Source organism: Streptomyces sp. NPDC002403 (genome assembly GCF_053593015.1).
Genome location: NZ_JBSFBQ010000007.1, coordinates 235680 through 251089 on the forward strand (window position 1 = coordinate 235680; position 15410 = coordinate 251089).

At 72.4% G+C, this 15410-nt stretch carries 11 protein-coding genes; 3 read left to right on the forward strand and 8 right to left on the reverse strand.

Going from position 1 to position 15410, the window contains the following annotated elements; genetic code table 11:
• The first annotated feature begins 2 nt into the window (after positions 1-2).
• From ACWCPY_RS11710 to ACWCPY_RS11720, 3 genes are read left to right on the forward strand one after another with little or no spacing between them, the layout of a single operon-like run.
• Complete coding sequence (locus ACWCPY_RS11710) at positions 3-2105, forward strand: chorismate-binding protein (protein WP_451264139.1); 2103 nt, start codon at positions 3-5, stop codon at positions 2103-2105.
• A complete protein-coding gene (locus tag ACWCPY_RS11715) occupies positions 2102-3118 on the forward strand; it encodes a prephenate dehydrogenase dimerization domain-containing protein (RefSeq protein ID WP_451264140.1) in 1017 nt (338 codons plus the stop codon). The genes ACWCPY_RS11710 and ACWCPY_RS11715 overlap by 4 nt, the downstream gene beginning before the upstream one ends.
• On the forward strand, positions 3118-4389 hold the full coding sequence (locus tag ACWCPY_RS11720; RefSeq protein ID WP_451264141.1) for an ATP-grasp domain-containing protein: 1272 nt from the start codon (positions 3118-3120) through the stop codon (positions 4387-4389). Before ACWCPY_RS11715 ends, ACWCPY_RS11720 begins: the two co-directional genes overlap by 1 nt.
• An 86-nt stretch (positions 4390-4475) precedes the next feature.
• Here ACWCPY_RS11720 and ACWCPY_RS11725 read toward each other — a convergent pair whose 3' ends face one another.
• The 8 genes from ACWCPY_RS11725 to ACWCPY_RS11760 form a co-directional block, all read right to left on the reverse strand.
• On the reverse strand, positions 4476-6146 hold the full coding sequence (locus ACWCPY_RS11725) for a DUF4189 domain-containing protein (protein ID WP_451264142.1): 1671 nt from the start codon (positions 6144-6146) through the stop codon (positions 4476-4478).
• A complete protein-coding gene (locus tag ACWCPY_RS11730; RefSeq protein WP_451264143.1) occupies positions 6143-7006 on the reverse strand; it encodes a protein phosphatase 2C domain-containing protein in 864 nt (287 codons plus the stop codon). The genes ACWCPY_RS11725 and ACWCPY_RS11730 overlap by 4 nt, the downstream gene beginning before the upstream one ends.
• 316 nt (positions 7007-7322) lie before the next feature.
• Positions 7323-8003, reverse strand: a complete 681-nt coding sequence (locus ACWCPY_RS11735; RefSeq protein ID WP_451264144.1) for a vWA domain-containing protein — start codon at positions 8001-8003, stop codon at positions 7323-7325.
• A 194-nt stretch (positions 8004-8197) separates the two neighbouring features.
• Positions 8198-9409: a macro domain-containing protein gene (locus ACWCPY_RS11740; protein ID WP_451264145.1), complete on the reverse strand. Its 1212-nt coding sequence runs from the start codon at positions 9407-9409 to the stop codon at positions 8198-8200.
• Between the two features lie 40 nt (positions 9410-9449).
• Positions 9450-10115 carry an RES family NAD+ phosphorylase gene (locus tag ACWCPY_RS11745; protein ID WP_451264146.1) on the reverse strand — a complete coding sequence of 222 codons (666 nt, stop codon included), beginning with the start codon at positions 10113-10115 and terminating at the stop codon, positions 9450-9452.
• A complete protein-coding gene (locus tag ACWCPY_RS11750) occupies positions 10115-10792 on the reverse strand; it encodes a hypothetical protein (protein WP_451264147.1) in 678 nt (225 codons plus the stop codon). Before ACWCPY_RS11750 ends, ACWCPY_RS11745 begins: the two co-directional genes overlap by 1 nt.
• A complete protein-coding gene (locus ACWCPY_RS11755) occupies positions 10789-14220 on the reverse strand; it encodes a CHAT domain-containing protein (RefSeq protein ID WP_451264148.1) in 3432 nt (1143 codons plus the stop codon). The genes ACWCPY_RS11750 and ACWCPY_RS11755 overlap by 4 nt, the downstream gene beginning before the upstream one ends.
• Positions 14221-14614: 394 nt before the next feature.
• Positions 14615-15160, reverse strand: coding sequence for a hypothetical protein (locus tag ACWCPY_RS11760; protein ID WP_451264149.1), 546 nt, complete (start codon positions 15158-15160; stop codon positions 14615-14617).
• Positions 15161-15410 lie beyond the last annotated feature (250 nt).

Sequence of the window (15410 nt, forward strand, 5' to 3'; positions counted from 1 at the left end):
CGGTGAAGACCCTCATCATCGACAACTTCGACTCCTTCACGCTCAACATCGCGCAGTACCTGTACGAGGTGACCGGGGTGCAGCCGGTCGTGCTGCCCAACACCGTCGCCTACGACGCCCTGCCGCTCGACGAATGCGGCGCCGTCGTTCTCTCCCCGGGCCCCGGACGACCGTCTCGCAAGGCCGATTTCGGGGTCTGCCGCGAGATCGTCGAGCGCTGCGGACTGCCGCTGCTCGGCGTCTGTCTGGGGCATCAGGGCATAGCCGAGTTCTTCGGCGCGCGCACATGCCACGCGCCGACGCCCGCGCACGGCGTCGTCGACACGGTCGCGCACCTGGGCACCGGCCTGTTCGCCGGGCTTCCGCAGGACCTGCCGGTGGTGCGCTACCACTCGCTGGTCAGCACCGATCTGCCGGACACCCTGGAGTGCACCGCCTGGACGCGGGACGGTCTCGTCATGGCCCTCGCGCACCGCTCCAGGCCGGTGTGGGGGGTGCAGTTCCACCCCGAGTCCATCGAGTCGGCCGGCGGCCACGAGGTCCTCGCCAACTTCGTCGCGCTCGCCGCCCGCCACCACCGCGGTGACGGCACGGCGCCCGTCGACGGGGCAGCCGGCACCGCGGTGGACCTGGCGCCGTCCGTGGCGGCGTTCCAGAGGGCGGGCGGCGCGCTGCGGATGCGTCTGGAGACCGGGACCGTCACGGACCCGGAGCCCCCGGAGCTCTTCTTCCGGAACCATTACGCCGAGCGTCCGTACGCGTTCTGGCTCGACTCCGAGGGCAGCGAGCACCCGGGCTCCCGGTACTCCCTGATGGGCGCCTGGGGCGAGCGGGGCGATGTCGCCCTCGGCTACGACCTGGCGGGGCGCCGCCTCACCCTGCACGGACCCGACCGCACCGAGGAGGTCACCGGCGATGTCTTCACCCTCCTCGGGGAAATCGTCGACGCCGTCGAGGTCACCGTGCCCGCGGACTGGCAGCTGCCGTTCCGCGGCGGTCTGGTGGGATGGTTCGGGTACGAACTGAAGGCGCTCACCGTCGGCGACGAGCGCCACCCCTCGCCGGAGCCGGAGTCGTGGTTCCTCCACACCCGTTCCTTCACCGTCTTCGACCACCATCGCGGTCTCGCCCTCGCATGCCGCCTGGTCCCGGTGGACGAGGGCGCCCCGCCGGCACCGGACGTCGCCCCGCCCCGGACGGCGAGGAGCGCGCCCGAACCGGGCGCGGGTGCCGCCCCGTACGCACCGGGACCGGTCCGCGAGCAGCTGCTGAACCTGCGCGACGACCGCGGCGCGTACATCGCGAAGATCAAGGAGAGCCAGCGCCTCATCACCGACGGCGAGAGCTACGAGATCTGCCTCACCAACCACGCCGAGCTGCCCGGAGTGGACGAGGGTCTGCCCGCGTACACACGCATGCGTGCGGTCAGCGCGGTTCCCGCCGGCGCCTATCTGCGCGCCGGTGGCATCGAGGTGCTGTGCTCCTCGCCCGAGACCTTCCTGCGCGTGGACGAGAGCCGCATCGTGGAGTCACGGCCCATCAAGGGCACCCGCCCGCGGGGCGCGACGCCCGAGGAGGACGAGGCGCTGCGGCGGGAACTGCTGTCCTCGGAGAAGGACCGGGCCGAGAACCTGATGATCGTCGACCTGGTCCGCCACGACCTCAACTCGGTGTGCGTGCCGGGCAGTGTCCACGTCCCGCACGCCTTCTCCATCGAGAGCTACTCCTCGGTCCATCAGTTGGTGTCCACCGTCCGGGGACGGCTGCGGCGGACCGAGTCCGCGCTCTCGGCGGTACGTGCCTGCTTCCCGGGCGGCTCGATGACGGGCGCCCCCAAGAAGCGGACGATGGCGATCATCGACGAACTCGAGGGCACGGCGCGAGGCATCTACTCGGGCGCCCTGGGATGGCTGTCGTTCTCGGGTGCGCTCGATCTGAACATCGTGATCCGTACGGCGGTGGTACGCGACGGCACGGCCCGGTTCGGCGTCGGCGGCGCGATCACCGCGAAGTCCGACCCCGACGAGGAGTACGAGGAGACCCTGGTCAAGGCGAGCGTGCCCTATTTCGGGCTGCGCGGCTGGCAGCGGGAGGACAAGGCATGAACAACACGACCGCGGCGGCTGCGACGGCTCCCCGGCGCACGGTGCTGCTGGGCGCGGCCGGCACCGTCGGACGCTGGTACCGCACCCATCTGACCGGCGCCGCCGACACCGTGACCACCGCCGACCTCTCCGCCGGCGCGGACCATGACGTGGACGTGCGCACGCCCTCGGCGGGCCTGCGCTCGGCCGTCGCCGCCGCCGACGAGCTGGTGCTCGCCCTGCCCGAGGACGTCGCCGCGGCGTGCCTGCCGTGGCTGGCCGGGTCCGCCCGCCCCGAGGCGGTGGTCGTGTCGACCTGCTCGGTCCAACTCCCCCTGTTCGAGGCCGCGTCGGAGCTCGGTCTCCGCCCGCGACTGCGCGGCGTCAACCCGATGTTCTCGCCCACCCTGCCCTCCATGGGCCAGTCGGTCGTGGTGATCGCCCCTGAGTCCGCGACGGACGCGGACCCGCACGTCACCCGGATGTCGGCTCGTCTTCGAGCCGGTGCCATGACGGTCTCCGTCATGAGCCCGTCCGACCACGACGCGTCGATGTCCGTGCTCCAGGCGCTGCCGCACGCCGCGATCCTCTCGTTCGTGGACGCGCTCCTGGCCGCACCGGTGGACGTGGCCACCCTGATGCGGATCGCTCCGCCCCCGGCCCGCACCCTGGTGGCGCTGGCCTGTCGCATCCTGGCGGCCCCGCCGGAGATCTACTGGGACATCCAGCGCGCCAACGCGCAGGGCAGCGCGCGTCGCAAGGATCTGATGTCCTCGCTCCAGCGGCTCGACACTCTCGTCGACGCCGACCGGGCCGCCGGCTTCCACACCTCTCTCGCCTCGGCGGCAGAGGAACTGGGCCCCTACGCCGCCGAGGGCGCCCAGGAGTGCCAGGAACTGTTCGAGCTGATCCAGCGGCGCAGGACGGCGCGGCAGACGGGAGCCGACGCGGCGCCGGACGCCGTACCCGCGGCGACCGGCGCCCGCCCCGCCCCCGAGCCCGAAACCACCGAAGACCAGCCGGGAGACCGATGATGTCCGCAGCCACTCCGCCCCCCGCGAAGACCGAGCACCACCTCGCCGTCTTCGGTGACCTCTTCGACATCCCCGACCGGGCCCTCAAGATCCTCGGCGGCGGCGTCCGGATCACCCTGTTCGTCCCGCGGTCGCGGCTGGCGGCCTGCGACGGCGTCGAGCACGCCCACGCCGTGATCGCCCTGGCCGACGACGCCGACGCGACGGCGTGGACCGACGCCGTGCGGGCCGTGCACGCCGCGGTGCCGCTGACCCATGCCCTGGCCCTCGTCGACCACTTGGCGTACGAGGCGGCCGTGGCGATGTCGGCCATCGGTGTGCCCTTCCACGCGCCGGCGGCCATGGAACGGGTGGCCGACAAGGCGCTGATGCGCCGGGCGCTCGACGAACGGGGCCTGTACCCGGTGCCGTTCCGTCTCGCCACCGGCCTCGACGAGGCGCGTGCCGCCGTCGCCGGGATCGGGCTCCCTTGTGTCTTCAAGCCGGTGTCCGGCACCGGCAGCGCCGGCGCGGTCATGGTCCGCAATGAGGAGGACATCGACGCCGCCTACCGCGAGGCGTCCGGACACGGCAAGGACGTACTGGTCGAACGGTTCATGACCGGACCGCAGTTCAGTGTCGAGGCTCTCTCGGAGAACGGCCGGCATCTCGTACTGGCCATCACCCGCAAGTACTCGGATCCCGCCACCCTGGTGGAACTCGGCCATGTGATGCCGGCCCCCCTCTCCGAGGGCGAGGCGGCCGCCGTGGCCCGGTGCGCCGAGGACGTCCTGGACGCCGTGGGCCTGACCTACGGCCCGAGCCACACCGAGGTGATCCTGGGCCCGGGAGGTCCGGTCCCGATCGAGACGCACGCCCGGGTCGGCGGCGACGACATCTGGCTCATGGTGCACGCCGCGACCGGGATCGACCTGGACACGGTCCAGCCCGACCAGGCCCTCGGCCGGTGCGTCCTCGACGAGGTGCGCTCCACCCTGCGGACGCACGCGCCCCGACGCCCGTACCAGGCCGTGTGGTTCGGAGCGTCCCGCGAAGCGGCCACATTCACCGGCGCGGACCTGCCCACCGGCGACCACGTCCAGGTCACCGCCCTGCGCACGAAGGGCGACCCGGTGCGACCGCTGGCCTCGACGAACGACCGCGTCGTCAAGGTGCGCGCGACCGGCACCACCGCGGAGGAGGCCCTGGCGCTCGCCCGCGAAACAGCGGCCGAAGCCTGCGCGGCCCTTTCCCTGGATCTGTCCCTGACCGATCCCTCGCGCACTCTGTGACGGCACCCGGGAGGGGGTGATCACGCGGCCCGACCGCCGGAGGCACCGGTGGCCGGCGACCTCCGGGACGGGATCGGCCCCACTGCTCAGGAGGTGTACCGCGTGGTGCACACCGCGGTGATCCACTGCCCGCCGCCCGCATGGCTGATCGCGCTGTTCTCGGCTTCGGCCTGACTCGCACCGTGGCCACCCCAGTAGCGATGGGTGTCGGGGTTGTAGGCCACAGCACCGCAGCCGTTGGCGAACGTCACGAGGACCTTGCAGCTGCCGGGACAGCTGTTCAGCGCGCCCTGTTGGGCAGCGCCGGCGGATCTGTGGTCCCAGGCTCTGCCGTAGGCGCCGTTCGTCGCCACGGCTATGGCGCCGTAGTAGTTCGGCCGGGGAGCCGGCGCAGGCGGCGGGGCCGGGGCCTGCGTCGTTTCGGGGGCGGGATCGTCGGTCGGCGGATCGGGTTCCGGTGCCTCCGTGGACGGATCGGGGTCCGGTGCCTCCGTCGACGGGTCCTCCGTCGCCGTGTCGACCGGGACGACGGGATCCACGGTGGGGGCGTCGTCCGCCGGCTCGTCGGGCACGTACGGATAGGCGGAAACAGTGGGGACCGCGGAGGAGCCGGAGTCGTCGCCCGCCGTGCTGTGGCCGTGCGCGAGCGCGGACACCAGGATCACTCCCACGATGGCTGCGGCGACACCCGCGGCGGTCCTGCCCGACGACTTTCCACCCGGGTTTCCTGCCGGGCCCGTTCTGACCCCGGGGGACGTGGGTACCGCGGGCCGTACGTGGTGCGGCGCCGTGGGCTGCACATGGTGCGGCGCAGTGGGCCGTGCGGGGCGCGGCGTCGGCGGCCTCGGGGCCTTGACCTTGGTGCGCTTGCCCGGATGGGTCCGTTTGCGCGCCTGTTCCAGTGGATGGAGCCACTCCGCCAGCGCCGGTCGCCGGGCCGGGTCGCTCCGCGTGCTGCGCTGCGCGAGGTCCGCGAGTTCGGCCGCGACGCCACGCAGCGGCCCCAGATCCGTACTGACCTGGTCCTGGTTGAAGATCCTTGCGGCGATCAGCCCGAACTTGTACGTGTCGGAGGCCGGTGTGGCCTTCGCCGACTCCGGGACGCTCCAGCCGGTGGTCTCGACCTGGGGCAGTACGTCCTGGGTGCGGTACCGCATCGAATCGCAGTCGATCAGCAGGACGCGGGGCGCGCCGTCCAGGGTGAACAGGACGTTCTTCGGCGAGAGGTCGCCCACCACGACGCCCCCCTTGTGCAGCCGGCTGAGCGTCGAGGCGAGGTCGGTGAGCAGGTCCAGCCTGGTGCGGTCGTCGAGCGTCAGCCCGATGGTCTGCAGGAATGTTTCCGGGTTGAGCAGGAACTCCAGGCCCTGCTGTTTGACACCGCCGATCGCAGCGCTGTTCAACTCGAACTCGTTCCCCACGCGCTGCATGAGGAATCCGACCACGGTGGTGCCGGAGTTCGCCGGGAGCGGCAGTTGCGAGGGCGCACTGCCCGTGTAGACGATCGCGATCGGCCAGGCCAGCCGCTCGGACAGAAAGGACTGGTCGGCGGGGTCGAGGGTGGAGAGGGAGGCGGCGAGCGCCTGCAGCGCGGCGGGGTCCGGGCGCACCTGTGGCCGGTACTCCTTGTAGGCGAGCTGTCCGCTCAGCCTGCCCGGTGCCCGGGGCACCCCGTAGACGATGCCCTGCCCGCCGTCGCCGAGGCGGTGCGTCGTGTACGGCCCGAGCTGGTCGGGCCGTACCCACGGGACCTTCACCGGGGGGCTCCCGGTGCCGTCTCGCGGGGCCACAGCGCGATCAGGGTGCGGTCGTCCCCGAACGTCTCCCGGGAGAAGTCCAGCAGGTGCGCGAACCTCAACGGCGTCACGGGGCGCCGGAGTTCGGAGCGGAACAGGTGTCCCACGGCTCCCTCACCGTCACCGAGCGGGTCGCCGAAACCGTCGGTGCCGATGAGCAGGACGGTGCCGGGTTCGAGGACGCAGGACACGGGGCGGACGACCGCCGGGACGAGGGGCAGCGGGTCCACCGCGGACGACAGGAGCCCGTCCGGCCCGGTCCGCTTGCCGCCGCCCAACGCGTGGAAGCGGTCGTGCCTGAGCTGCCACACACCGGAGTCGCCCACCCAGACCACGGTCACCTCCACCCCCCGTTCGGTGGGTGTGGCCGTGCCCGCGACCAGGGTCGTACCCAGCAGCTCGGCCGTCTCCTGCACCCCTGCCTCCTCCCGCAGGTGCAGAAGCCGGCGGGCCTGCTCGCGCAGTTGCCAGTGCACGGTGGACAGCAGCTTGTGCCAGTCGGCGACGAAGCCACCCTCGTTCCGCACCTGCGACAGCATCTCGTCGACCGCGCTGCGGCACGCCAGCTGTGAGCCGATGTGCGGCTGGTGGGCCTCGGACACACCGTCGGCGACGGCGAACACCACGGTGCCGGTGCCCTGGTCCCACGCGATCGCCGCGTCGTCCTCGCGCTGCGTGCCGTCGTGCCGGTGCTCGTAGCCTCGTACGGACGCCAGCCGTACGTCCAGGGCCGCCGTCGACCAGCCGTCGCAGACGGTGTCGGGACGGTAGGACATCCCCGTGGGCGGCACCGGGTCGAAGGCCACCACGGCTCTGTCCACGACGACAGGACCCCACTGGTCCACGGGGGCGTTCGGTGGGTGCGGGACACTGCCCGGGTGCCGGAGCGGCGCCGGAGCGAGACCGTGTCCGGCCACGCCTGTCCCCGGGCCCCACGGCGCTTCATCGGCCATGCCGTCGGGCAGGCCACGGGGCGCGCCCCGTGACGCCTCGCCGAACCGATGGCCCTCCGGGTTCTGCGGCGGCGGTGTCGGTGTCGCCCGCGGCGGCATCGGCGGTGGCCCCGGTGGCGGTGGCACGTACCCGGCGGGTTCGCTCTGCGTCTCCCCCCGGCGGCGGTTGAAGCGCGGCACCATGTCAGATCACATCGATCGCTACGGTGAAACCCTCCGGCTTGTCGACCTGCAGGTGCGGGTTCGACGAATCGAGTGAGCGGCCGGAGGCGATCACACTCTTGGTGAGGGCGGCGCAGAACTTCGAGATGGCCGCACCGACATCGATGCCCCTGTCGGCGACGAAGCCGAACTCCGCCCGCGTGGCGACCTTGTTGATGGTCTCCGCGTCCGCGTCACCGATGCCGCAGGCGATGATGTTCGGCGCGGCGGGTGTCACCGAGCGGTCGGTGAGGCGGCGGAGCGTTTCCTGCCAGTTCTCCCCGCCGTTCGGAACTCCGTCGCTGAGGAAGAAGACTGCGGGCCTGTGCACCTGGTAGCCCTGGCTCTTGAGCTCCTTGACATCGACCGGGATACGGTTCGCGAGGTCCTCGAACGCCGCGGCGTAGCTCGTCGATCCGCGGGTGTGCAGCTTCGGGAACTCGTTCGCACTGCGCAGGTCCACCTGGTGCAGCCGCTCGATGACGTCGTCGGAGAATCCGAGTACCGAGAAGCGCACCTTGGCCGCCGCCATCGGCTCTCCCAGCAGTGCCTGATGCAGTGACCGCAGCCCGTCGTTGAGGTCGTCGATGTGCTCGTACATCGAGCCCGATTCGTCGGCCAGGACGTAGATGGGGAGCAGATGCCCCCGGTTGCTTTCCTTCATCGTCAGTGTGTCCGTCTCGTCTCGGCTGTGACTGCCTGTTGTGTGCCGCGCTTTCGGATTGGGAACCACGTGCTGTGCGGGACGCTTCTCCGCGGGCCCCGGTTCCCTTCCGGCCGGGTCCGGATCCGGTGGGCCGGCGGGCACCGTCGCGCATCGGAGTGCCTCACCCCGTCAGTGCGCAAAGGACTTGGGATTCACCGATCCGGTGAGTCCGCCTCGTTCCCCTGTTCCAGCACACCAGGCGGGCTGGTCGCGGACCGGGCGGAACCGGGGCGGACACCGGCGGCCCCGTCACCCGTGAGCGTGTGCGTCAGCAGGTCGGCCGAAGCGGCCCGGCGCACGATCAGATGAAGGTCCCAGTCGGCCCCGCGGGCCAGTTCCGCCTCGACGGCCGCCCACAGGGCGTGGAGGCTCTGCTGGTACGACAGCCCGCCGCGTCCGGAGCCGACCAGGGGCAGACACACCGAACGCAGCGGCGGGTCGAAACGGTCGCGCTCCTCGGCCAGCGTCGTCAGGGCCCGGGCCACCGCCCGGGTCACGTCGGCGGGCAGTACGTCGTAGTCGTTGGTCCCGGCCCGGGGCACGGCGACGGCCGCGTGGTAGATGCGGCGTACGCCCTGCTCCGCCAGGGCGCCGGAACCCGTGGCCGCCACAGTGCCGGGCAGCACCGGGCGTCCCGATGTGTGCTGCCGCGCGGCCCACTCCCGCAGTTCGTCGCGGATGCCGTCCTCCACCAGGTCCCCGGTCAGGCCACGTCGCGCCCCGGCCCGGCGCAGCGAGGCCGATACCGACGACTTGTACGCCTCGGGCAGCGCGAAGTAGGTGTTGGCGGGCGAGACGATCACGTCCACGTCCCGCAGGAGATCGACGGGATGGATGTGCAGGGTCACCGGTACCGTCCGGCCGCCCGCCCGCGCGAGGAGTGCGCGGTGGGTGTCCGGGGCCGACTCGTCGGGCGGGACGTGCCCCGTCGACTGCACGAGCTGCACGATCTGTTCGGCGATCTGGTTCAGCACCATCGGCTCGTGGTACTTGCGGAGCCGCTCCACGCTGACGCCGTAGACCCCGGCGGCGCGCCTGCGCCGGTCGGCACCCGGCCAGTCGCGGGTGCCGGGCGTCAGACCCAGCGTGTACGCGGCCGCCTCCTGCAGGCTGCCGCCGTCCAGCCGCGCCACTGCCTGCCGCAACAGCTGTTCCACCGCGGAGGAGGGCGGCTGGCCGGTCAGCGCCGCGGCGTGCGCGAGGGCCGGCAGCTCCAGCGAGCGCAGCCGGACGATCCCCGCGCGACGGAGCACCCCGAGGTCACGGACGACCGAGGCGTGGTCGGCCGACGTACGGTCGGCCGGCCCGTGGCCGTCCGACGCATGACCGGCCGGCTCGGATGGCATGGCTGTCCCGGATGGCATGACGACAAGGATGCTCCTTGCGACAAACCGCCACAAGCGGTCAGCCCGGCTCTCCCGGGACCACTGCCGCGCGCAGGGGCGCGAGCAGCCGGTTCGCCTCCGTGATCCCCGTCGGCGACCCCAGGTCGATCGCCTCCCTGCCGGGATCGGGCTTGAGCGGGTCCTCGCCGCAGCGGTCGCCGAACAGGACCACCGCGTGCCGCGGCCGGTGCCGTCGGGACTGCCACACCAGGCCCTGGGCCTGCGGGACTTGAGTGCGCAACTCGCTCGCCCAGCGCCGGGTCTGCGCATACCCCGCACCCTCCGTCTCCAGGAGCCAGGAGTCCTGGCACGCCGCGGCCAGGTCCTCCTCCGACAGCAACCGGATGAGCCGCAGCTCCACCCGGGTCCGCAGCAGGGTCAACGAGCGGCCGGCCACCCACGCGCGGGGCACCAGGCGCAGGCCCGTGTCCGTGTCGAAGGCCAGCGAGCGCAGCAGCACCTCGGCCAGCGCGGTGGCCGGTTCGGCTCCCGCGTACAGGAAGGGGTACGAGTCCTCGGGGGTGCCGTCGAAGCGGTTGCCGCCGAAGTGGGAGTCGGCGGCAACCGGGTTGAACCCCTCGGCGGGGCGGCCGCTGTTGTGGCAGCGCCACAACCCGGTTCCGGCAGGCAGGACGCACTGGTGCGGCGTCATCCGGTACGCCGTCGGCGGATGGCGGTCGGGCATCAGTCGACCTCCAGCATCGCCGAGGCCGCACCGACCAGCAGGTCCTCGGGCAGGATGCCGAGCAGTGTCGCGGGCCGCCCGCCCAGCCACTCGTTGCTGCTCAGCCACCAGTCGGCCGCGCCCCACGGGTCCTGGTCCGCGAGGAGCAGCCGGTTGACCCGCCGGACGACGGGGATCGGCGCGCCGCCACCGGCGAACTGGAATGCCGGGTAGCGGGGTCCGTCCACCGGATCGTCCAGTGCGATGAGCCCGTCCGTACTGGCGCAGCAGTCGCGCACCTCCCGCGCCGACAGCGACGGCTGTGCCAGCAGCCGTCGCTGTACAGCCGCGATGATCCCCTCGGGGTCCGCGGGGGGAGCGGGTGCCGGGCCGCCGGACGTGGTGAGCCAGGTGTGCAGTTCCCGCGCCTGCTCCACCACGCGGGGGCAGGAGATCGCCGGACCGGCCAGCCGGAGGCCGTCCAGCGCGGTACGCATCGGATGTCCGGGCGGAAGGATGTCCAGCAGCGCCAGCCGTACCCCTTGCACGGCCCTGCGCACCTCCCGTTCCGCCTGCTGCGGAGTGGCTGCGAGCGCACCGAGCCTGGACACGAGCTCGTCGCGGTCCGCGTCGTCGAGCGCACTGCGGAGGTCGTCCCAGTGCAGGCGGACGAGATCGAGCAGTTCCTCCGGATTCATGTGCCCCCCTCCATGGCCACAGTGGTGGCCGACAGCCCCGGATGCCCCTGGTGGGTGAAGGCGGCCCACACCGACAGCCGGTCCAGTCCCGGCTGTCGGGCGTCGCGCGCCAGCGCGCCCCCGACACTTCCGGGAACCCTGCGCCGGGGGTCGAGCATCCACAGCTGCGCCGACCGCAGGGCGCTCGCCGGGGTCTGTCCCTCGACCGCCACGAAGTGGTGGAACACCGCCATCATCAGTGCCGAAGCGCCGTCGGACGTCCTCCATCGCGACCCCACCACGTTCCGCGCGCCGCGCGCCACGAACGCCGTGGCCAGCGTCAACGCCTCGTCGTGATCACGGGTGCTCAGGTCCGTCTCGCAGGCGCTGAGCACGACCAGCGGTCCGGCACGACGGGGTGGGGCGGCGGCGGTTCCGGCAGTGGCGGGCATGCCTTCTGCGCCGCCGTCCGGGACGTCCAGCAGCCGGGTCACGGTCAGCATCCCCAGGTCCGGCAGAGCCCCTGGGCCGCCCCGCTCGGCGGGCCACGCCTCGCTGTCGCCGGGGAACGCCAGGCTCAGCGCCGATGCCGTCGGCCGTGGTCCGGCGGACCCGTGCGACGCCACGTGCAGCAACGACGCCTGACCCAGTTCGGCGAGCAACTCGTCCGGTGTTCCGGGTGCTTGAAGCGCTGTGGGTGCCTGGTAGAACTCCCCGTAGAGCCGTGCGCGCGGATAGAACGCACGGTGCAGCGCGCTGATCTCTCGCTCCGCGTGGGTGAGGTCCATCCGTGGATCGGCCACAAGGACCGGTGACGCATCCACCGGGAGCCGGTCGCGGCCCACCGCCGCGAGGAACTGACTGCCCGACGCCGCATAGGTGACTACCAGGTCCTGGCAGGCGTAGCGGTATTCGCCCCGGTCACGACGGCGCGCGGCGTGCCACGGCACGACGCCGAGGTTCCCGCACGGCACCAGCACGAGGCGGAGGGGGCCGCGCCCGGGAGCGGGCCGCGCCGTGTCGCACCCCGCGCGGGCGGCGAGGCGGGCTTCGAGCTGTTCGGTCAACGGTCCCATGACCGCGTACGAGGCCCAGTCGCACAGGCGGCCGAGAGCCATCTCCCACCTGCGCTCGGACACCTCGCCGCCCACGCGGGAACGGGCAGCCGCAGCGCTCAGGTACTCCGCCAGAGGGCCGTTCGACGTGGCGAGCAGCGACGGCAGGTCGAGCACCTCCGGCTCCTTGTCCGGCCACAGGGCGATCGCCAGCCCGTGGGCTTCGCCCTGCCCGGGCAACAGGTAGACCAGTACGTCTGCGTCGCCCGCCGCGACTCCCGCTCTCAGCGCGGCCGTCGACGGTGTGGCGAACAGTGTCGTCCGGCTGTCGTGCTGCCGGTAGCCGAGCACTTCCAGGGTCTGCCGGCGCAGGCTGCCGGGAAGGAGCCTGCCGCCCTCCGTGTGCGTCGCTCCCGTCTCCTTCCGCCAGGTGTCGGCGAGTTCCCGGTGCCCGCGCGCCGCCAGCAGCTCGGGAATTCCCGCGGAGGCCGAGGCGGCGTGCAGCACCAGCGCCCGGCCCAGCTCCAGGGCCGTCACCGCCGCCTCCGGACGGCCGCAGCCGATCGCCGTGCGGGCGGTCATGAGTGCCCGGTTGGCCGCGGACCGGGCCGCCTGCAGACCGTGCTCGGAGCCGACCTGGAGGAGTACGTCGGCCGAGACGGCGTGCAGGGCGTCCAGCCCCGCATTGGTGGCGGCGTGCACTTCCTCCGGGTTCTGCGTCCGGAAGAACCGCAGCCAGTACGCCGTGACGAGGTGCCACAGCGCGTCCGTCGCGAAAGCCGTTTCCCGGCCCTGCCGGGCGCGTTCACGTATCCGCTCCAGGCTCGCGATGGCCCGGTTCAGGTCGGTCGGGTCATCGGTGTGCTGGTACCGCTCCATCAGGGCGAGCGCCGTACGGAGCTCTTCGACCTGGCGCTGCATGGGCATCGCCGGAGCCACTCGGCCCGCAGGGCGCAGGCTCTCCTCGACCAGCGCCGGATCGCTCTCGTAGTGCCCGCGAAGGAGCTTCGCCTGCCTGTTCAGCTCGCCCAGCTTCTCGTCCCAAGGGGGTGGTGCCGACCGCGCGCACTCCTCCAGGAGCGCGATCCCGCGCTGGATCTCCGACTCGTCCTCCAGCAGCGAGCCACGGGCCTGATACGCCTGGCTCAGCGCCAGCGGAACGAGAATCCAGGAGGAATGGTCTCTCGGCACGGTCGCCTGGAGACGCCGCAGTTCGAGCAGGACGGCGTCCAACTCGTCCAGATCCTCGTCCCGTTCGCCGCGCCAGATCCGGGAGAGCACCGAGAGGAGACGAATCGCGTTGAGGGCGTCGCCGTCCGGGCCGGAAGCGGGAACTGCGTCCTCCAGGCCCAGACCGGCCTTCATCTCCTCGGTCACGCGGTGCGCGAAGTCGTCGTCCTGGTAGCTGCCGCCGATGATGCTCGCGCCGTGCAGCAGGACGGAGCGCATGGCCTTCATGGGGAGGGTCATCGGGTGCCCCGGCGCCAGCCGGTCCGTGGCCTCGGCCATCTGGCGCACGGCCGTGTCCAGCAGCGTCGGGTCTCCCGTCCCGATCGCTGCCGCTGCCGCGAGCAGCGCGGCGGAGATCTCGGCGTCGGCCTCGCCGGAGACCCGACGGGTGGAACCGCCCTCCGCCGGCTCCCGGGGCACGCCGTCGCGGCCGGCTGCTCCGCGCGGCGGCGACGATCGCATCCCAGGGACGTTCCGCAGCCCCATGGACTCGGCCAGTCCACGGAGTTGGTCTACGTAGGGGAACTCCTCGGGCATGGCGTCGTTCAGGCGCTGCTGCATCGTGTCGCCGGCGCCGCCCGGCCGCAGCAGCTCCTTGAGCAGAGGCATCACCGCTGCCGACCTGGCGACTTCCGAACGCATTTGGGGAGGCATCGGCAGCTTCTGGGCGTCGCCGAGAAGCGCGGGCAGTTCGGCCATTCCGTCGCGGCCGATCTGCGTCAGGTACCAGTTCAGAGCGGCCGGGAAGTCGGGGGCAAGGCCGATACCGCCGCCGAGTTGTGGTGGCGGTGCCATCAGGAGCAGCAGGCCCAGCGCCGCGCACCGCCGCTCCCACTCGGGTGCCTGCGGCTCCGCCTCGCGGACTCCGCGCAGGTGCACGAGCGCCCGGTCCCGACCCTCAGCAGGGCCGTCCTTCATGTACCGCAGGGCGAGCAGGACCCCCAGCCGGGCCACCACGGCGTTGCGCCCCCGCTCGTTCGGCCCCAACAGCCTTTCCAGCTCAGTCAGTTCATCCAGGGTCCGGTCGAAGAAGGCCTGGTCGACGACAACCCCGCGCGGCGCCCTAGGCGGCACCCGGTGGAAGGGGATCAGCAGATCGGCCCGCCCGGCGGCGTCCCGCGCCCAGGCCCGGAGTCCACGTGTCCCGCCGCTGCCGTGGTCCATCGCGCCCCCGCTCCGCTCGTCCCGGTGTTCACAGGATGCCCGATCCCCCGGCTGCAGGAGGCCGGATCACAGGGAGCGGACGGAAGGCGACCCGGAAGCGACCGGCAGCCGACCGGTTCAGCCGTCCTCGCCAGGACCCGGATCCGAGGGCGACGCGCATGAACCCGCGGGTGCCACATGGGCCGTGTCATGGCTGTGGTGCCGGCGGGCTCGGTATGCCTTCCGATGCCTCGCGAACCCGCTGGACCAGGGGGAACACACGTACCGGCACTCCGAGCCGGTCGGCAGGCGCCTTCGCGCATATGCGGCCGAGCGGCACCTGTTCGTACGCGGCGCACGTCCTCCCGAGCGGCCCGGTCGAAGGCTTCCGGATCGCCGCCCCACGGGGCCTCGTTCAAGCCGAACGCCGATCCTCCCCGTCCGCACCCAGATCGGCCCGCATAGCGCGCCGCATCTCCCGCAGCCGGCCCCAGAGCGCGTCGATGTCCCTCTGCGCGGCGGCGGGCGAGTCGCCGGGTCGCGGGACACCGTCGTCCATACGCCTGAGACTGCCGTACACCGCGCCGAGCGCGTGGCTGACCTCGCCCGCAATGCCGAGCACGCTCTCCGGAAGCCGCATCTGGGCCTCCGCGTACACGTCCCGGTGCAGATCGCGGGCGTCGGCGAGCCGCTGCCGCGCGGAACGCAGTTCGCCGTCGCGACTCAGCGCGTGCAATTGGTCGGTGAGCGCGGCCAGATACTGCCGGGCAACAGTGTTGAGTGCTACGTAGCAGGAACGCCGCTCCTCGGCCGCACCGCGCCGCTCCCGCAACTGCTCGGCACGCTCCTGCTCCCGCTGCCGACTGCGGTCCGCGGCGTGCTGCGTCAACAGCGCGGACAGCAACGTCCCGACGACTCCGACGACCGCGACCAAAGGCGCGATCGCGCTATCGGAATCCACGCGGCCTCGATCCGTGTCCCGTCACACCCCCAGCGAAGCAGCCGCTCCCCGTCAGGTGAAGCCCTGCCCCGGAGCTCGCCCACCCTCCGCCCGGCAGCCGCCCACCTTTCCCGCCGGCCGCGGGACCTGAACCTGATTCCGGCCCGTCCAACCCTCGCACCGGTCACTGGGGGTGTGCACCGCCGCGACACGGGCGCCGTGCCGAGGCAGCCGGCTGGGCCACCCCTTACTCACTCCGCCACTCGCCGGC